The organism is Agrobacterium sp. 22-223-1 (assembly GCF_053522385.1).
Window position 1 is genome coordinate 62,464 of the sequence record NZ_JBNWCN010000006.1, and the last position, 18,907, is coordinate 81,370.

The 18,907-nt window shown below is 60.0% G+C and carries 15 protein-coding genes; 8 read left to right on the plus strand and 7 right to left on the minus strand.

Features of this window, described 5'->3' with window-relative positions; genetic code table 11:
• Positions 1 to 16 precede the first annotated feature (16 nt).
• The 4 genes from ACQZ60_RS21265 to ACQZ60_RS21280 form a co-directional block, all read right to left on the minus strand.
• On the minus strand, positions 17 to 874 hold the full coding sequence (locus tag ACQZ60_RS21265; RefSeq protein ID WP_020809501.1) for a carbohydrate ABC transporter permease: 858 nt from the start codon (positions 872 to 874) through the stop codon (positions 17 to 19).
• A complete protein-coding gene (locus ACQZ60_RS21270; RefSeq protein ID WP_003521273.1) occupies positions 871 to 1,755 on the minus strand; it encodes a carbohydrate ABC transporter permease in 885 nt (294 codons plus the stop codon). The genes ACQZ60_RS21265 and ACQZ60_RS21270 overlap by 4 nt, the downstream gene beginning before the upstream one ends.
• Positions 1,756 to 1,767: 12 nt before the next feature.
• Entirely contained in the window at positions 1,768 to 2,949 is a 1,182-nt protein-coding gene (locus ACQZ60_RS21275; protein ID WP_448736090.1) for a Gfo/Idh/MocA family protein, read from the minus strand.
• Positions 2,950 to 3,064: 115 nt separating this feature from the next.
• Positions 3,065 to 3,247, minus strand: coding sequence for a hypothetical protein (locus ACQZ60_RS21280; protein WP_448736091.1), 183 nt, complete (start codon positions 3,245 to 3,247; stop codon positions 3,065 to 3,067).
• Between the two features lie 153 nt (positions 3,248 to 3,400).
• Between ACQZ60_RS21280 and ACQZ60_RS21285 the strand changes: the two genes are divergently transcribed.
• From ACQZ60_RS21285 to ACQZ60_RS21300, 4 genes are read left to right on the plus strand one after another with little or no spacing between them, the layout of a single operon-like run.
• A complete protein-coding gene (locus ACQZ60_RS21285; protein WP_142779806.1) occupies positions 3,401 to 4,153 on the plus strand; it encodes a GntR family transcriptional regulator in 753 nt (250 codons plus the stop codon).
• A 28-nt stretch (positions 4,154 to 4,181) separates the two neighbouring features.
• Positions 4,182 to 5,204 carry an SIS domain-containing protein gene (locus ACQZ60_RS21290; RefSeq protein WP_425646752.1) on the plus strand — a complete coding sequence of 341 codons (1,023 nt, stop codon included), beginning with the start codon at positions 4,182 to 4,184 and terminating at the stop codon, positions 5,202 to 5,204.
• On the plus strand, positions 5,201 to 6,373 hold the full coding sequence (gene nagA, locus ACQZ60_RS21295) for an N-acetylglucosamine-6-phosphate deacetylase (protein ID WP_448736092.1): 1,173 nt from the start codon (positions 5,201 to 5,203) through the stop codon (positions 6,371 to 6,373). The genes ACQZ60_RS21290 and nagA overlap by 4 nt, the downstream gene beginning before the upstream one ends.
• A 3-nt stretch (positions 6,374 to 6,376) precedes the next feature.
• Positions 6,377 to 7,303, plus strand: coding sequence for an ROK family protein (locus tag ACQZ60_RS21300; protein WP_448736093.1), 927 nt, complete (start codon positions 6,377 to 6,379; stop codon positions 7,301 to 7,303).
• Between the two features lie 6 nt (positions 7,304 to 7,309).
• Here the strand turns inward: ACQZ60_RS21300 and ACQZ60_RS21305 are convergent, their stop codons facing one another.
• Both ACQZ60_RS21305 and ACQZ60_RS21310 read right to left on the minus strand, forming a co-directional pair.
• Positions 7,310 to 8,563, minus strand: coding sequence for an FAD-dependent oxidoreductase (locus ACQZ60_RS21305; RefSeq protein ID WP_448736094.1), 1,254 nt, complete (start codon positions 8,561 to 8,563; stop codon positions 7,310 to 7,312).
• 30 nt (positions 8,564 to 8,593) lie between these two features.
• Positions 8,594 to 9,295, minus strand: a complete 702-nt coding sequence (locus ACQZ60_RS21310; RefSeq protein WP_020809495.1) for a phosphatase PAP2 family protein — start codon at positions 9,293 to 9,295, stop codon at positions 8,594 to 8,596.
• A gap of 188 nt (positions 9,296 to 9,483) precedes the next feature.
• Here ACQZ60_RS21310 and dxr point away from each other — a divergent pair, with 188 nt between their 5' ends.
• A complete protein-coding gene (gene dxr / locus ACQZ60_RS21315) occupies positions 9,484 to 10,677 on the plus strand; it encodes a 1-deoxy-D-xylulose-5-phosphate reductoisomerase (protein WP_031233630.1) in 1,194 nt (397 codons plus the stop codon).
• A 35-nt stretch (positions 10,678 to 10,712) separates the two neighbouring features.
• Here dxr and hemA read toward each other — a convergent pair whose 3' ends face one another.
• The gene (gene hemA / locus ACQZ60_RS21320; protein WP_003521261.1) at positions 10,713 to 11,930 is read right to left on the minus strand and encodes a 5-aminolevulinate synthase; all 1,218 of its coding nucleotides are present in this window, start codon (positions 11,928 to 11,930) and stop codon (positions 10,713 to 10,715) included.
• 371 nt (positions 11,931 to 12,301) lie between these two features.
• Between hemA and ACQZ60_RS21325 the strand changes: the two genes are divergently transcribed.
• The 3 genes from ACQZ60_RS21325 to ACQZ60_RS21335 all read left to right on the plus strand — a co-directional run bounded on the left by ACQZ60_RS21325 (position 12,302) and on the right by ACQZ60_RS21335 (position 18,860).
• Entirely contained in the window at positions 12,302 to 12,553 is a 252-nt protein-coding gene (locus ACQZ60_RS21325) for a YMGG-like glycine zipper-containing protein (protein ID WP_003504940.1), read from the plus strand.
• A 175-nt stretch (positions 12,554 to 12,728) separates the two neighbouring features.
• A complete protein-coding gene (locus ACQZ60_RS21330) occupies positions 12,729 to 14,654 on the plus strand; it encodes an autotransporter assembly complex protein TamA (protein ID WP_448736095.1) in 1,926 nt (641 codons plus the stop codon).
• A gap of 45 nt (positions 14,655 to 14,699) precedes the next feature.
• Positions 14,700 to 18,860, plus strand: coding sequence for a translocation/assembly module TamB domain-containing protein (locus ACQZ60_RS21335; protein WP_448736096.1), 4,161 nt, complete (start codon positions 14,700 to 14,702; stop codon positions 18,858 to 18,860).
• Positions 18,861 to 18,907 lie beyond the last annotated feature (47 nt).

Genomic DNA, 18,907 nt, shown 5'->3' on the forward strand with positions numbered 1-18,907 from the left:
TCGTTCCGGTTGTTGATTATTTCACCGCGCCGGCGGTAAGGCCGCTGACGAGATATCGTTGCATGAAGAAGATCACGACCATGGCCGGCGCAATGCCGACGAAGCTGGCCGCCATCAACTCATTCCAGATGACTTCCTGGCGACCGAAATAGGCGAAGAGGCCGATGGGCAGCGGCATATATTCGGTCTTGGAATTGAAAGTGAGCGCGAAGATGAACTGCTGGGCATAGGCGCCGATGAAGGTGGTGATGGAGACGACGGCGATGCCCGGCATCGCCAGCGGCAGGATCACTCGGCGGAAGGTGTAGAAATAGCTCGCACCGTCCACATAGGCCGCCTCTTCCAGTTCCCGCGGGATACGCAGCATATAGGTGCGCAACAGCCAGATGGCGGTGGGGATCAGGAAGGCCGCGCCGGGAATGATCATCGCCAGATAGGTGTTCAGCACACCCATGTTGCGCATCAGCCGGTAAAGCGGGATCAGAAGCACCGCGCCCGAAAACATATTGATCGCCAGAAATGCACCGAGCAACTGCCCACGTCCGCGAAACTCGAAACGGGCGAAAGCATAGGAGGCCGGCACCACCAGGATTAGGACGATGATGGTTGAAATGGTGGAGATGAAGAAGGAGTTGAAAACGTAGCGGGCAAAGCCCGGAACGCTGACCCACATGGTCCGGTAGGCCTCGAAGGAACCGTTTTCCGGCCAGAACTTGTAGGGCGAGGAGAAAAGCAGGCTGAGCGGTTTCAGCGAAACCAGAAATCCTTCCACGAAGGGCGCCAGCACGAAGGTCAGGAACACGGCGATACCGCAATAAATCCCGACGATTTCATACCACCTGTAGCGGTTGATCATCGCATTCTTGTCGCTCATCGGCTGGCCTCCTGCGAGATGCGGCTGGTGATGCGGAAGTAGAAATAGGTGAAGATCGACAGGAAGATGCAGATCAGCACGGCGCGGGCCGCACCTTCACCGTATTTGTAAGAGCCGATCGCCGTCTTGTACGTGTCGATGATCATGGTCGTGGTCTGGCCGGTCGGACCGCCCTGTGTCAGGATCCAGATGATATCGAAGGAATTGAAGGTCGAAATCAGCGAGATCATCGACATGGTAATCATGGCCGGCAGCATCAGCGGCAGCGTGATACGGCGGAAGCGGTAGAAGCGGCTTGCCCCGTCTGTCCACGCGGCCTCGTAGAGATCCTGCGGAATGGCCTGGATGGCCGCCAGCAGATAGAGCGTCACCATCGGCACGCCGATCCAGACGTCGGTGACGATCGTTGCCCAGAAGGCCGTTCTGCCATAGGCGAGGAACGCGACCGGACCATCCACCAGGCCGAGGTTCTGGAGCACCCCGGAAATCATGCCGAACTGGCCGTTATACATCCAGCCCCACATGAAGATGCCGATAGCCATCGGCACGATCCATGGCGGCATGGTCAGGATACGGAACAGCGCCCGGCCGGGCACGGCCGAATTCAGCAAGACCGCACCGAATGTGCCGATGATCATCTTTATCGAGACGGAAAAGAACGTCCAGATAAAGGTCCGCGTGATGACATCGGCAAAAGTCGCGTTGAAAATCTTCTCGTAGTTGATGAAGCCGACCCAATTCGTCGTTTTTCTAAGCGACGCATCGGTAAAGGACAGGATGAAGGTATCGACGAGCGGATAAGCAACGATAACCGTGATGTATAAAAGCGCCGGCAGAAGAAGAAGCCAGGCAAAGACGACCGCGCTGCGTTTCGCATCCATCGCGCCGCCCCCTCAAGCCGATTTCACAGCGGGGGATTTCGGCTGCCCGTGCAGCGCCAGATCGTATTCCGCCCACACCGGCTTGAGATCGATCACTTTACGGCCATGGCGCGCTTCGTCCATGGCAAGCGCCAGAATACCGGCCTCGATCGCATCGAGCGCGGAAACCGGAAGGGCCGCACCCTTGACGATATGGGCGATGACGTCCTCGGCCATCTGCTCGTCGGCACCGTAATGCTGCGAGAGCGCGGTCGCCGCCGAATAGGTCTTGGCCACGGTCTTTTCATTGGTCCGGGCATTGTGCACGTTCAGGAAGCCACGCACGAAATCGCCCTCGGCCATGCCCTTGGCGCCGATGACGCAGAAACGGCGGAAATCGTCGGGAACGTTGAGATTGGTATGGAAGGCGAGCGATGCGCCGTTCTCATATTCGACGATCGCCGTCTGGTAATCGATGATGTCGCCGTCGCTGTCGAAGACCTTGTCGGAGCCCATCCAGCCACTCGGCTTGCGATGGTAAACTTCCATGTCGTTGATGCCGTCATGCTGCGGCGCGTTTGCCGGCGTGAAGCTCTTGCGCCCGCCGAAGCTCGAGACGAAACGCGGCCGCGCACCGACCACGCCATTATAGAGATCGAGGTCGTGGCAGCATTTTTCCAGCATGAAAGAGCCGGAATAATTCTCGTAACGCCGCCAGTCGCGCATGAAGAATGCGCCGTGATAGGGCGGGATATGCTCCGAGGCCTCGATGGAAACGACATCGCCCAGCTTGCCTTCCGCCTGCGCGGCGCGCAGATCGCGGTAGAGCGGGGAATAACGCAAAACCAGACCGACGAGCAGCCGCTCATGCCCGTGCTTGTTGAGCAGCCGGGCGAGTTCGAGGCTTTCCTCGATGCTGACGACGATGGGTTTTTCCGAGAAGATGGTGCAGCCGGCCTCAAGCCCGATACGGATATGTTCCAGATGCATGTGGTTCGGTGAGCCGATCATCAAGAGATCGAATTTTTCGTTTGCGATCAGCGCCTCGGGACTATCGTAAGCCTTACCGGCCGAAATGCCCTTTTCCTGCAGGCCCGGCAGGCCCGCCGGCGCGGGATCGACATAACCGACGATCTCGAAATCCTTGTCGATCTCATGAAAAACGTAGCCCAGATAACCGAGACGGAATCCGAGTCCGATAATTCCCACCTTCATGAACTTTGTTCCCTGTTCATTCGTAATTCATTTTCGCAGAAGCGACCATTTCTGTGCTGGTCATCCAGTTATCTGCGATAATTTCCTGCCACGATGAAATTAATTTTCACAACGGTCAAGCTAAATTCGATTTCGCAAACGCTGCCGCGAGTCGGAAACCGACTTTTCCGGCGCGACGGACGCGAAACGGATCGCCGCCGACCACCGATGCAAAAAACAATACCAAAAAAATGCCAATCGTCCAGAGCAATTCCGTTATCGAGAAAATTTTTTTGGTTAATGCGAAAATATCAAGCATACAGCCTTACTATTCGGCAAAATATCGAAAAAACCACCGATTAATCGTACAAATCTAGCAATGGTTCTATTTTGGTATTGCCGATTGCGCGGCATATGATATAGCCAGAGCCGGCCATATCGCCGACCACATGGATCGTGACAGAGGTTATGGATGAACGGGGCAACGCTTAATCTGGACGACCTGCAATCAGGCGGCGGCCCGCTTTACCTGAAACTGCGCCAGACGATTGAAGACGCCATCAATGGCGGCCGCCTGAAGCACGGCGACGCCTTGCCGCCGGAGCGGGATATCGCCGAAAGCGCCTGCGTCAGCCGCGTCACGGTACGCAAGGCGGTGGACGATCTCGTCCGCGACGGCCTTCTCGTTCGCCGGCATGGTTCGGGTACTTTCGTCGTCAAGCCCATCACCCGCATGCAGCAGCCCCTGACCAAACTCACCTCGTTTACCGAGGACATGCGCCGGCGTGGAATGACGGCGAGCACCCGCTGGCTGGACAGAGGCCTGTTCCACCCGACCGGCGACGAGATGATGGCGCTCGGCCTTTCCCAATCCGCCATGGTGGCGCGGCTCACGCGTCTGCGTCTTGCCAATGACCAACCAATCGCACTCGAAGTCACCAGCCTGCCGGGCGATATCCTGCCTGACCCGCAACTGGTGGAAAACTCGCTTTATCTGGAACTCGAGAAAAACGGCATACGCCCGGTGCGCGCCATTCAGCGCATCTCCGCCCGTAACCTCACCGATGAGGAAACATTGCTGCTTGGAGTTCCGCCGGGTTCGGCAGCGCTTTCCGTACAGCGAATGGCCTATCTGGAAAGCGGGCGCCTCATGGAAATATCCCGCGCGCTGTACCGCAGCGACGCCTATGACCTCGTCGCCGAACTGACGATGGGGCCCGAGTGACAAATCTCTTGATCAAGGACACGAAACGATGACAACCCTGATGCGCCAGGAAATCGATGAGATTCCCGATGCAGTCGCCCGCCTGCTTGACAATGCCAATGCCGACTTCCACGAAGCCGGAGGCAGGCTGAAGGCCCGTGACCCGGCCGTTATCGTCACCATTGCACGCGGCTCCTCCGACCACGCCGCGCATTTCCTGAAATATGCGATCGAATTGCAGACCGGGCTTCCGGTCGCTTCGCTCGGCCCCTCGCTCGCCTCGATCTACCAGACGAAACTGCGGCTGGACCGGGCGGCGGCCTTCGCCGTCTCGCAATCCGGCAAAAGCCCTGACATCGTCGCTCTGGCGGAAAGCGCCCGCAAGGGCGGCGCGCTCACCTTCTCGCTTGTCAACACCCTGCCCTCCCCGCTCGGCGATGCTGCCAATCACGCCATCAATATCCAGGCGGGCCCTGAAAAAGCGGTGGCCGCAACAAAATCTTTCGTCAACTCCATCGTCGCCGGCCTCGCAATCCTTGCCGAATGGACGGAAGACAGCCTGCTGGCCAAAGCCGTCAGCGCCCTGCCGCAGAATTTCGCCAGGGCCATCGCGCTCGACTGGAGCCAGATCGGCGAAGCGGTCAAGGGTGAGGAATCGCTCTATATGCTGGGCCGCGGTCCGGCGCTGGCCATTGCCGCGGAAGCCGCGCTGAAATGCAAGGAGACCTGCGAACTCCACGCGGAGGCCTATTCGTCGGCGGAAGTCATGCACGGCCCCGTTTCGCTGGTCGCACCGAAATTTCCCGTCATCGCTTTTGCCGCGCGTGACCGCGCCGAAACCTCCGTGACGGATATCGCGGCCGGTCTCGCCGGCAAGGGCGCAAGTGTTTTCGTTACCTCCGCAAAAGGCAGCCCGGCCAAGCCCCTGCCGTTTGTGGAAACCAATCACCCGCTGACCGACGCCCTGTTGCTGATCGCGCCGTTTTACGGCTTCATCGAGCAATTGTCGCGCGCCCGCGGCTTCAACCCGGATGCGCCCGTGGCATTGAAGAAGGTGACGGAAACCCAATGAGCAGCACCAAGGCATTTGTCGGCGCCCGCATTTTCGATGGCGCCGCGTGGCACGATGGCAAAGCGCTCGTGACCGGTGATGGCCACGTTGCCAACATCATCGACCGCGTATCCGTGCCCGCAGACGCCGAAATCATCGATGCGGAAGGACTGCTCATTGCGCCGGGCTTCATCGACCTTCAGGTCAATGGCGGCGGCGGCGTGATGTTCAACAACGAGCCGGACGTGGAAGGCATTGCCCGCATCTGCTCGGCCCATGCACAATTCGGCACCACGGCGCTGATGGTCACACTCATCACAGACAGACCGGATATCACGGCCAAAGCCGCCGAAGCCGGCATCGCCGCGCACAAGGCAGCGGTGCCCGGCTTTCTCGGCCTGCATTTCGAAGGGCCGCATCTTTCCGTCGCACGCAAGGGCACCCATGATCCGGCGCTGATCCGAAAGATGGAAACGGCCGATCTTGCGGTTCTGACGGGCTGCAAGGCGAAGCTTCCCTTCGTGCTGACAACCATCGCCCCGGAAAACGTAACCGAAGCGCAGGTCACAGCGCTGCACAAAGCCGGCATCGTCGTCAGCCTCGGCCATACCGATGTGGGCCTCAGCGTTGCGACGGCCTATGCCGAGGCCGGCGCATCCATGGTGACACATCTCTTTAACGCCATGAGCCCGCTCGGCCATCGCGAACCGGGACTGGTGGGCGCGGCACTTTCGAACGGCAAGCTGGATTGCGGGCTGATCGCCGACGGTTTCCATGCCGATCCTGCAGCGATCGGCATTGCGCTTCGCGCCAAGAATAATCCCGGCCGCATTTTCCTCGTCACCGACGCCATGTCCACCATCGGCACGAATGATGACGGTTTCGAACTGAACGGCAGGCGCGTCTATCGCAACGGCGGCAGGCTGACGCTGGCCGACGGCACGCTGGCGGGGGCGGATATCGATATGCTCTCCTGCATCCGCTTCATGCATGAAAAGCTGGACACACCGCTGGAAGAGGCCTTGAGAATGGCGTCCGCCTATCCCGCCGAGGCAATCGGCGCTTCCGGGAAAGGTAAGCTCCTGCCCGGCTTCGATGCGGATTTCGTCACGCTGACACCCGACCTTCAGATGCATTCGACATGGATCGGCGCAGAAAAAATCCACGATGCCACCCGTTCCGGAGCCTGAATCATGATCGTTTGTTTCGATATAGGCGGAACGACCATCAAGGGCGCGATTGCCTACGCTCCCGACGATATTCGGCCCGTGCCGCGCATCCCGACGCCCAAGACCAGTTTCGAAGACTTCGCCGCCGGGCTGAAATCCGTCATCGACAATAGCGGCGGTACACCCGCCTGCGTGTCGCTGTCGATTGCCGGCGTCATTGATCCCGACACCGGCAAGGCCACTGTCGCCAATATTCAGAGCATCCATGGCAGGGTCTTGAAGGACGAGCTGGAAAAGGCGCTGAACCTTCCCGTCATCGTATCGAACGATGCGGATTGCTTCGTGATCGCCGAATCGGAAATCGGTTCCGGACGGGGTCATCGCGTGGTCTTCGGCGTCATCCTCGGAACGGGTGTCGGCGGCGGGCTGGTGATCGACGGCAAGCTCATCAACAGCGACGGCGGTTTCGCCGGCGAATGGGGACATGGGCCGGTGGCCGCGACATTGGCCGGAAATCCGCCGGTTTCGCTGCCGCGTTTCGAATGCGGTTGCGGGCTTACCGGCTGTGTCGACGCAATCGGCAGCGCCCGCGGCATGGAAAAACTGCATTCGCATCTTCACCAGCAGACGATGACCAGCGAGGATATTATTTCGGCCTGGCAGGCGGGCGATCCGAAGGCCGCAAGAACCATCGATGTCCTTATCGATATTCTCGCCTCGCCTCTGGCAATGGTGATCAACGTTACCGGCGCAACCATCGTGCCGGTCGGTGGCGGACTTTCGAATTCGAAGGCGCTTCTCGCCGCTTTGGACGAGGTGGTAAGGAGCCGCATTCTGAGGCGCTTCGACCGCCCTCTGGTCGTACCCGCCATCTGCCGCATCGAGCCGGGGCTGATCGGATCCGCCGTTATCGGGCTCAAATATGAGAAAGAAGCCGCCGGCACTGCCTGAGCGGCATCACATCGTCTCGATCTTTTCCCGGCGGAAACCCAGCCCCACCAGCCGACCGGTCAAATGGGAAAGAAGCGGAAACCGCATGATGGCCAGCACAAAGGCTGGCGGTCCCTTCGGTTTTTCCGCATCGGCCCGGCCCTTCTTGCCGCCGATACGCATCATCCGCTGCAGAAATTGCGTGGCCTTGGTCGGGAAGGATCGCCGCTTTTCAATCGCGGCGAGATCGTCATCGGCAATGGCCCGGCCGGACACGAGCACCGGCACCAATATATTGGCCGCCGCAACCGCATCCTGAATGGCCAGATTAATGCCGACACCGCCAACGGGGGACATGGCGTGGGCCGCATCACCGATGCAGATCAGGCCGGGTTTCCACCAGCGCTTCAGCCGGTCGATACGGACGGTGAGGAGATGCACATCGTCCCAGCTCTTGAGCTCATCGAGCCTTTCGCGTGGGAAAGGGCAGATTTCCGCAACCCTGTCCCTGAAGGCTTCAATTCCCTGCAGCTTTATGTCGGCGAAAAATCCCTTTCGCACCACATAACCGCATTGCCAGTAATCGCCCCGGTTGATCATGACGAAACCCTGCCGCGAGCCGGCATGCCCAATGGTTTCCGTCGGATCGTCGGGCTGTTTCGAAAGGCGCATCCACAGCACCTCCGTCGGAATGCCGAAACGCTGCACTTCCAGCCCCGCCGCCTCGCGGACGGTGGAGTTGCGCCCATCCGCCCCCACCACCAGATCGGCTTCGATCTCGATGATGCCTTCCGGTGTGCTGACCGTGAGACCGCCGACATGCCCACCGCGCTCGATCAGTCCGGTCACCGGCGCATTCATCAGCAATCGGAAATTTTCGTATTGCCCCGCCTTGCCGACGATGAAATTGAGAAAATCCCATTGCGGCATAAAGGCGATGAAGCGGTGGCGGACCGGCAGGCGGGAAAAATCCGCTATCGTGATACGCTCGCCGCCGATAACCGCATTCAGCCTTGGCGCACGCGTATGCGGCAGGCTCAGGAACTCATCGATGAAACCGAGTTGCTCCATCAATTCAAGCGTCGAAGGGTGGATGGTGTCGCCGCGAAAATCCCGGAGAAAATCCCCGTGTTTCTCGACGACGACGACATCGATACCGCTGCGCGCAAGCAGCAGGCCAAGCATCATGCCCGCCGGCCCACCGCCGGCCACGGCGACGGACGTGCGGATGTGCTGAACGGCCCTGCCGTCATTTTCCGGAGCGATTGTCCCTTCTTCCATCACCTTCCCCCTACATCCCGCTTTAGGTCTTTATCGTGTATCCGCCGCCGGGAGGTTTGCATTCTTCGGCTGCGGCCAGCCCTGCGCATCGAACCGGAACAGCATTTCGGACCGGGCAAAGATAAAGGCGAAGGCCATGGCCGTCCACATGCCGAGCAAAAGCCCGGCGGCGACATCGCTTGGATAGTGTGCGCCGACGATGACACGCGAAACACCGATGACGAGGGCAAGCAGGAGAAACGCCCAGCGGAAGCGCGGCATCAACATGGCGAAAGCGCCGAAAAACGCCCCGGCGGCGGTCGAATGGCCTGAGGGGAAACTTTCATAGAGATTGTCGCCGGTAAATGGGGTGAGGCTATAGGCGCCCATTTCCAGCAGAAGCTCAGGCCGTGCCCGTCCTATCAGGAATTTCAGCGTATGGACGAGAATGCTCGCCGTTCCGATCGTCAGGAAGAAATAGGTAAGAAGCCGCCATGCCGTCCTCAGCCGACCATTATAGGTCTGCGCCTTTAAAACCCGTGCGGCGACATAGGCCAATATCGCCAGAAGGCCGGTAGAATAGAGCATCCAGCGGAAGGTTCCGAAATCGGTAATGGCGCGATTGAAGGAGACCACGCCCCCTGGCAGCGCCTGCGCGCTTTCGGAAAGACGCGGATCAAAAGGAATGAAGACAAGGACCAGCACAAGGCTTGCCGCAAAAATCCACCCGCTGGAAACCAGAAAACGTCGCATCGATATCCTCTCATTGTTTTTCTTGCATATGGCTTTGCCTTCCGCAAAAACAATAGCCCCGGCTTTGTCCTTGTTATGGCTGGTTTTCGCGGGTAGAGGCTAAGGAATGTTGCTCGAAAGTGCATGGCGTTTTCGGGAAAACGACGTGCACCGAGAGGTGCGAACCGGAAACGACCGACGGACTGAAAATGACGAATGCCAGTGAAATGCCACGCAAGCTGACAATATTGGGTTCGACCGGTTCGATCGGCACCAATACGCTGGATGTCGTCCGTCAGCTGGGTGGCCGCGACGCGTTCGAGATCAAGGCTTTGACCGGCGCGGGCAACATCGCGCTTCTGGCGGAACAGGCGCGGGAATTCGGTGCGCGGCTGGCGGTTACCGCCGAGGACGACAAATACGAAGCGCTGAAATCGGCCCTTGCCGGCACCGGCATCGCGGTTGCGGCGGGCAAATCCGGCCTCGAAGAGGCCGCGTCGACGGATGCCGGCTGGGTGATGGCGGCGATTGCCGGAACCCCCGGCCTTGCGCCTACCCTTACAGCCGCGCGACGTGGCGCAGACATAGCGCTCGCCAACAAGGAATGCCTGGTTTCGGCTGGCGATGTTTTTCTGCGCACGGTCAAGCAGGGCGGCGGCAGGCTGATCCCGGTCGACAGCGAACACAGCGCAATCTTCCAATGCCTGACGGGCGAACATAAGCAGGCCGTGGAACGCATCGTGCTGACCGCATCCGGCGGCCCGTTCCGCACCTGGTCGCGCGAGGAGATGGCCAATGTCACGGCGGATATCGCCCGCGCCCATCCCAATTGGTCGATGGGACTGAAGGTCTCCATCGGCAGCGCCTCCATGTTCAACAAGGGGCTTGAAATGATCGAGGCGAAATATCTCTTCGATCTGATGTCCGATCAGGTGGAGGTGATCGTCCACCCGCAGTCGATCATCCATTCGATGGTGGGTTACACCGACGGCTCCTATATCGCCCAGCTCGGCTCTCCCGACATGCGCACTGCTATTTCTTATGCCCTCACCTATCCGCAGCGCGGCAATCTGAGTGTCGAGCGGCTGGATTTCGCAAAACTGGCGCGGCTCGATTTCGAAGCGCCGGATGAGGCCCGTTTCCCGGCGATCCGTCTGGCCCGCACCGCGCTGGAGCGCGGCGGTCTGCAGGGCGCCGCCCTGAACGCCGCCGAGGAGACCGCCTTTCACGCTTTCGTTGCAGGCAATATCGGTTTTCTCGATATGGCCGAGATCGTCGAAACGGTTATGGACCGCATGCATGACGGCCGCTCCGCCGTCACGATTGACGATGTCTTCGCAGCAGATGAGGAGGCCCGTCGTCACGCCCGCGAATTGATTGCCACCAAAGAAAAGGCCGCGTAAACGCGGCCCGGTCTTCTCTTATCTAAATTGCGGCCTCACGCCACCGCCCGCGCCAGCGCACAATGCGACCAGAGCTGGTGCAGCGCGCCGACCAGATGCTCGATATCGGCATCGCTATGCAGCGGTGTCGGCGTAATACGCAGGCGCTCGGTCTTGCGCGGCACGGTCGGATAGTTGATCGGCTGCACATACACACCGTGATTGTCGAGCAGGATATCCGAAATCCATTTGCACTTGGCGGCATCGCCCACCATGACAGGCACGATGTGGCTTGGGTTGTCCATGTGCGGAATACCGCGCGCATCGAGAAGGCCGCGCAGCTTGCGCACCCGGTCCTGATGGCGCGCGCGCTCGAAGGGACTTGCCTTCAGATGCTGGATCGAAGCAATCGCGCCTGCGGCAAGCGACGGCGGCAGGGCCGTCGTGAAGATAAAGCCGGAAGCGAAGGAGCGGATGAAGTCGCAGACCGCCGTAGAACCGGTAATATAGCCGCCCATGACGCCAAAGGCCTTGCCGAGCGTTCCCTCGATGATCGTCAGGCGATCCATCAGGCCTTCGCGCTCGGCAATGCCGCCGCCGCGCGGTCCGTACATGCCAACGGCATGAACTTCGTCGAGATAGGTCATGGCGCCATAACGGTCGGCCAGATCGCAGATTTCCTTGATCGGAGCGATATCGCCATCCATCGAATAGACGGATTCGAAGGCGATCAGCTTCGGCGCATTCGGATCCGCCGCCTTGAGCTTGGCTTCGAGGTCTTCGAGATCGTTGTGCTTCCAGATCACCCGCTCGCAGCGGCCGTAACGGATGCCTTCGATCATCGATGCATGGTTGAGCGCATCCGAGAAAATGATCAGGCCCGGAATTTTCTGACCGAGCGTGCCGAGGGTGGCCCAGTTGGAGACATAACCCGAGGTGAAAATCAGCGCCGATTCCTTGCCGTGGAGATCGGCAAGTTCGCGCTCGAGCAGGACGTGATAGTGGTTGGTACCAGAAATATTCCGGGTGCCTCCCGCACCCGCGCCACAGTGATCGATGGCGGCCTTCATGGCTTCGATGACTTTCGGGTTCTGGCCCATGCCGAGATAGTCGTTGGAGCACCAGACGGTCACATCCTTACGCTCGCCATTGGCGTTATACCGTGTCGCACGGGGGAAATTGCCCTGCTGGCGCTCGATATCCGCAAAAACGCGATAGCGTCCCTCAGAATGCAGGCTTTGCAGTTCCGTCGTGAAAAATGCCTCGAAGTCCATGCCATGCTCCAGAATTGACCAGATCGTTTTCTCCCCCGACATGGGGACCGTCAACCCTTTTGGGCCACTTTAACCGCGTCTGCGTCAATTCGCCGTTGTTTTGAACCATTCCAATAAACCGTTTATAGAACCCGATGAAAAGTACAAAATTGATTCAAATCAAAAAACCCGGATTTTTGGAACCTTTTTTGCGCCGCGCCGTTGTTTGGGACGCAATCGATTTACGCTCGGCGGAATGCCTGTAAGAGGAGGCTTCCCTAAACGACATCGAATTGTTAGTTATCTGTGGCGGTCGGAGGTAGCAGTCGCCGCAGATAAATATGGGACGCCTACCGAGCCGAAGAGCTCATTGTAACGTTGGAGAGAGTTTCATGAAAAAGGCAATCATATTTGCGCTCGTCGGCCTGTCGCTTGCAAGCTGCACGCAGACTGAAAAGGGAGCTTCCATCGGCGCCGTTTCCGGTGCTGTTATTGGTGGAGCTATCACGGGCAACGTTCGTGGCGCGGCAGTGGGTGCGGCAATCGGCGGCGTCGGCGGTGCCCTCATCGGCAATGCTTCCGAGCCGGGCTATTGCTATTATCGCGACCAGTACGGTCAGCGTTACACGGCGCGTTGCCGCTAATCGCTTCGCGAAATACCGTTGCACAGAAGCCCCGGTCACCCGGGGCTTTTTGCGTTTTGGGCAGCAAAACACAAGCGCAAGGGTCCTCAAAGCCGTTTATTTATGATTAAATTGCAATGTTAACGGACAGGAAACGGGTTAGGGCGACAATAAAGGCTCAACCATAAAGCAGCTTATGCGAAGAACACGAACTAACCCGAAGACAGGTATTGCGTATCGGAAAGCTGGCACCGCACTTGCGGTTGCTGTGACGTTCGCCCTGTATCCGGCGTTTACCCGTGACGCCTTTGCCTTCAAACTGTTCGGCATGCGCCTCTGGGGTTCGGAAGAACCGGAGGTCGAGGTTATCAACCCTGTTAAATACGCCGTCACGCTGGATGCCGCGGACGCCGATAAATCCCTGAAAGACAGCCTGGAAAACAGCTCGCTTCTCCTTGCCGACAAGGACAAGCCGGCCTCCGGCGATCTTGGCCTTCTGATAAAGGCAAGAGACGACCGGGACAGGCTGATCGCGGCGCTTTATGAAAACGCCCGTTATGGCGGCATCGTCAAGGTCACCGTCGCCGGCAAGGATGTGGATAGCCTGCCGCCCAATCCGGTGTTCGATCATTCCGCTCCGGTGCCCGTGGTCATCACGGTTACGCCCGGCCCGGTCTTCAAACTCGGCAATGTCAGGCTTGAAGGCGATGTCACCGGCCGCAACCTTGAGGAATATGGCCTGACGACCGGCGGCGACGCGGGTTCTCTCGCCATCATCCGCGCCGGCAACAAGTTGATCGATGATCTGAAGGCCGAAGGCCGTCCGCTTGCGAAGCTGGCGAAACGCGAGGCCGTCGCCAACCACGCGACAAACACGGTGGACATTACCATGGCGGCCGAAGGCGGTCCCGTGGCGCCCCTCGGCACGGTGACCGTCACAGGTGAAAAAACCGTCGATGGCGATTTTATCCGCCGTTATTCGCGCCTCAATGGCGGCGAGCCCTATTCGCCGGAAAAACTGCGCAAGGCCGCCGACCGGCTGCGGCAGCTCGGCGTCTTTTCCAGCCTGACCATCAAGGAAGCGGGAACGCTGGCGCGCGACGGCACCATTCCGCTTACCATCGAGGTTTCGGAAGGCAAGCACCGCTATTTCGGCGTCGGCGCGCAATATTCCACCACGGAAGGCATCGGTCTCCAGGGTTATTGGGGCCACAGGAACCTGTTCGGACAGGCCGAATCGCTGCGTATCGAAGGTTCGGTTTCGCGCATCGCAGAGGCATCGAGCGTCGAAGGCATGGATTATTCGGCGGGCATCACTTTCACCAAGCCCGGCATGTTCAACCCACGTACCACCTTCAAGACCAGCCTGATTGCCAAGACCGAACACCCCGATACATACGACGCCAAGACCGTGACTGGCACGGCCGGTTTCGCCTACGAGCTGAACGATACCGATACAGCCGCAGCCGGCCTCGAGGTGCAATGGGCCGATACGGAAGACGCATTCGGCAAGAACGAATATCTCACCACCTCCATCCCGCTGGAATTCGTTCGTGATACACGCGACGATAAACTGAACCCGACCGAAGGCTTTCGCGCCTCGGTGGCCGCCAAACCGAGCTACGAAGCACTGAACGGCACCTTCTTTTCCTCTTTCGAAGGCTCCATTTCGGGCTACAAGGGACTTGGCGCCGAGGACAGGCTGATCATGGCCGGAAAGCTTTCCGGCGGCGTGCTGGTCGGCGGCAGCGATCTGCAGGACATACCCACCACCAGGCGCTTTTATGCCGGCGGCGGCGGATCGGTGCGCGGCTACAGCTATCAGGAAATATCGCCCTACAATGCCGCCGGCGACGCGACGGGCGGCCGCTCCTATGTCGTCGGCTCCGTTGAGGCCCGCATCAAGGTCACCGATACGATCGGCATCGTCCCCTTCATCGATGCGGGTGTGGTTTCGGAAGACGTGGCACCCGATTTTTCCGATATCCGGGCTGGCGCCGGTATCGGCCTGCGTTACGCGACGCCCTTCGGGCCTCTGCGTCTCGATGTCGCCATGCCGCTCGACAAATACGATGGCGGCAACAGTTTCGGCATTTATGCTGGCATCGGTCAGTCTTTTTAAACGCCGCAGTCGAACACCCTTACAACAGAGTGTAGATTACCCTTTATGAAAACGTTGATTCGATTGCTGAAATGGCTGGGCTACGCTGCTTTGTGCGGCGTGGTGCTGGTGTTGCTTGCGGTTCTGTTCGTCGGTTTTACCCCGATGGGCGCAAGAATTGCCGCAAAGCAGATTTCATCGCTCGTTTCCACGCCAGATCAGGTAATCGAGATTTCGCCCCCGAGCGGCCTTTTGACCGGCCGCCTGCGGCTCGACAATGTCACGCTTTCAGACCGGCAGGGACCCTATGCCCGCGTGAACCAGATCGCCGTCGACTGGTCGCCGCTCTCGCTGCTTGCCGGCACCTTCCATGCCGACCGGGTCTCGGCCGGATCGATCGATGTCGAGCGCAAACCGCTTGCCCCGGAGCAGACATCGACCAAGAGCTCCGGCAATTCCTCGCTGCCGATCGAAATCGCCGTCGACAAGTTCAGCTTTCCCGATATCAGCCTTGGCCAGTCGCTTCTCGGCCGTCCCTTCGACCTGAACGCGGAAGGCAACCTGACGGCTGCCCAGGACGATATGCGGCTATCGCTCACCGCCCATCGGCTCAATGCGCCGGATGCGGAGGTTAATGCCGACATCGCCTTCCTTCCGAATGAGAATGTCCTGAAGCTGAAAGCGGAGATGAAGGAGCCCGAAGGCGGTCTTCTCGCCACGCTGCTTTCGCTTCCGGGAACGCCTGCGGTGGCAATAGACCTCAACGGCGAAGGCCCGCTTTCCAACTGGACGGGCACGCTGCGCGGCAATGTCGCCGGCAACCCTGTCGTCAACGTCACCGGCCGCCACCTTCTTGCAGATGATGGCACCCGCCGTATCGAAATTGCAGGCGGTGGTCAGCCCGATCTGCTTCTGCCTCCGGCCTTCCGTCAGCTTTTTGCTGGCGAGACAAAGCTCGACGCAAATGCAACCCTTTCGCCGCAGGGCCGCATCGAAATCGGCAGCAGCACGCTGGAGACCGGCACCCTGCTGTTGACGGCGTCAGGCACGGTCGATCCGAACGGTCAGAACGATCTCGCCGCCAATCTCATCGGCACCGCCGGCCCCGTGGATTTTCGCTGGCCGCTGGAGAATGGCGAGGTTCAGGCCCTCATCAACGGCCTCGATCTTTCCCTCAAGGGCGGTGCAGACGCCGCGCATCTCAACACGACGGTATCGTTGCGCAGCCTTTCCCTGCCGCAAGGCAGGCTCGATGACGTCAAGCTGACGGCCGAGAGCGCCGATCTCAACATCGCCAACCGCAGCGGCACGATCGCGACAGTGCTGTCCGTGGCGCAATCCTCCTTCGTCAGTCCCGATATCGACCGGCTGGTGCGGGCGCCCCTCACCATCAAGGCGCCGCTCAGCCTCACCTCTTCCGCCATTGGCTTCGACGGCGCGACGCTGGAAAGCGCCAGTGTCGGTGGAACGCTGAACGGCAGTTTCGATCTCAGCGGCAATCGCCTGACCTCCAGCGTGCAGCTCTTCGCGCTGCCCGCCACCCTTCCACCGGCCCTCGCGGAAAAGTTCGACACCACCATTGCCCTCCAGGGCGATATCGACGTGACCGTCGGCGGACGCACCAGCCTTGAAAACCTCGTCGTCAAATCGGGAACCATCGAAGCGACCGGCAATGTCGGCCTCGAAAACGATGCATTGAGCGCCAGCCTGACGGGTAAATTTCCCGCTCTTGAAAAACTGACGCCACAGGCGAAGGGCGTCGCCGATTTTGCAATCGAAGCCAGCGGCGCGCTAACAGCACCGGATTTCAACGTCACCCTGAGTTCCGAAAGCGCAATCCTTGCCGGACGAACACTCGAATCGCTGAAGGTCAATGCAACGGGCAAAGCCGATCCCACCGCGCCTCAGGCAAAGCTCACCGTCAGCGGCAGCCTCGACCGACAGAAGATCGACGCCAATGCCGATGTGGTGCAGACCGAAAACGGCACGGCCGTCCCTGAGCTGCACGTGGCCGTAGGACGGAATATCTTGAACGGCCAGCTGCAATTCTCGCAGCAATTCCTGCCATCGGGCAATCTCTCCTTCAACTTCCCCGACCTTGCCCTGCTCGCCGCCCTCGCCGCGCAGCAGGCGGATGGCGATATTGCCGGCGACATCGCCCTGAGCAACGCCAATGGCCGGATTGCCGCGACGATCAAGGCCAATGGTGGCAGCATCCGCCAGGGCACGACAACGATCTCCAAACTCGCCGCCGATATTTCCATCGACGATCTTCAGGCTCTCGCCATCAACGGCAAGGTCAGCGCCGACAGCGTCAATGCCGCCGCCGCCGCGATATCAGGCCTGAATGCCACCATTGGCCATTCCGGTACAACGACGCAGTTCGACGTCAATGGCCGTTACGACAATGCGCCGCTGGTGGTAAAAGGCAGCGCAGAGACCGGCGGATCTCCGATGACGGTGCGCGTCGACGCCTTTTCCGCCGCTCCCAAGGGCATTGCGGTTCGCCTTGAAAAACCGAGCACCATCGCCATCCAGAACGGCACGGCCCGCATCTCCGATCTGACCATCATCACGGGTGAAGGACGCGTCGAGGTCAACGGCAGCGCCGGGTCGACGCTCGATATCAATGCCGATATCCGTTCGCTGCCCGCCAGTCTCGCAAATGCCTTCGCCTCCGGGCTGGATGCGGCAGGCAGCATCTCCGGCACGGTGAGCGCCAAGGGTGCGGCATCGAACCCCGCGGTCGATTACAATCTGAACTGGACCAATGCCGAGGTCGCGCAGACACGTGCGGCAGGCCTTGCCGCGCTCGGCATCAAGGCGAACGGCCGTTTTGCCGGTGGCACCTTGCAGATCGACACCAATGTATCCGGCCAGGGCGGCATGTCGCTTTCCGGCGGCGGCTCGCTCGGCATCGCCGGCAATCGTCCGCTTTCGATGGCGTTTTCCGGCAGGCTGCCCTTCTCCGCCGTCGCGGCGCAAACCGCAGCGCAGGGCCTCGATGTGGACGGCACCGCCGCCATCGATGTGAAGATTTCCGGCAGCGCTTCCGCGCCTGTCGTTACCGGCAGCATCACCACCGATGGTACGCGCCTGACCGACGTACGCCGAAACCTGACCATCAACGATCTGGGCGCCACCATCACCTTCGACCGCGACCGTGCCGTCATTTCGCGACTGACGGGCAAGCTGGCGGGCGGCGGAACGATCTCGGGAACCGGCAGCGTCGGCATAGCCGGTGGTTCCGGTTTCCCCGCCGATATATCGATCACGCTTAATCGCGCCGGTTATAATGACGGCACGCTGGTGACGACGGTGGTAAGCGGCACGCTGACGCTGAAAGGCCCGCTGTTGAATTCCCCCGTGCTGGGCGGCAACCTGACGCTGGACAGAAGCGCCATCACCATTCCGGAAAAGCTTCCGGCCTCGCTGACGGAGATCGATGTCAAGCACAAGAACGCGCCACCGAAGGTGCGCGCGCAGGCCAAGGCGCTCGGGGCTGATCAGGGCGGCAGCGGCAGTTCGTCCACCATCAATCTCGATCTGCAGGTGAACGCACCGAGCGGCATCTTCGTGCGCGGACGCGGCATCGATGCGGAACTCACGGGCAATCTGACGATCCGTGGCACGGCAGCCGTTCCCGTCATTTCCGGCGGCTTCGAAATGCGCCGTGGCCGGCTCGAAATCCTCACTCGCCGCCTCGATTTCACCACCGGCAATATCAGTTTCGGCGGCGGCCTCGTTCCGGTCCTCGATATGAAGGCCGACTCGACGGTCGGTTCGACGACTATCACCGTGGCCGTTTCCGGCAACGCCAACGATCCGACCTTTGCCTTCTCCTCGGCGCCCGCGCTGCCGCAGGATGAAGTTATGGCGCAGCTGATCTTCGGCCAGTCCATGTCGAAACTCTCGGCTCTGCAGATCGCAAGGCTGGCCGATGCCGCCGCCCAGTTGGCCGGTGGGCGTTCCACCTCGCTGTTCGACAAGCTCAGAAGCAATCTCGGCGTCGACGATCTCGATATTTCGACCGATTCCGAAGGGCAGGCCCGCGTTTCCGCCGGTAAATATCTAAACGAAAGAACCTATCTCGAGCTGCAGCAAAGCGGCGAATCCGGCGCAAAAGCCATCATCAACCTCGATGTCGGACGGGGTGTGAAGCTACGCGGGGAAGCGGGCGGCGATGGTGAAGGCGCAGCCGGCATATTTTACGAGAAGGAATATTAGCATTCCCAGTAAAAGTGCGTGGCGGTTTTTTCGTCCGGACAATGCGT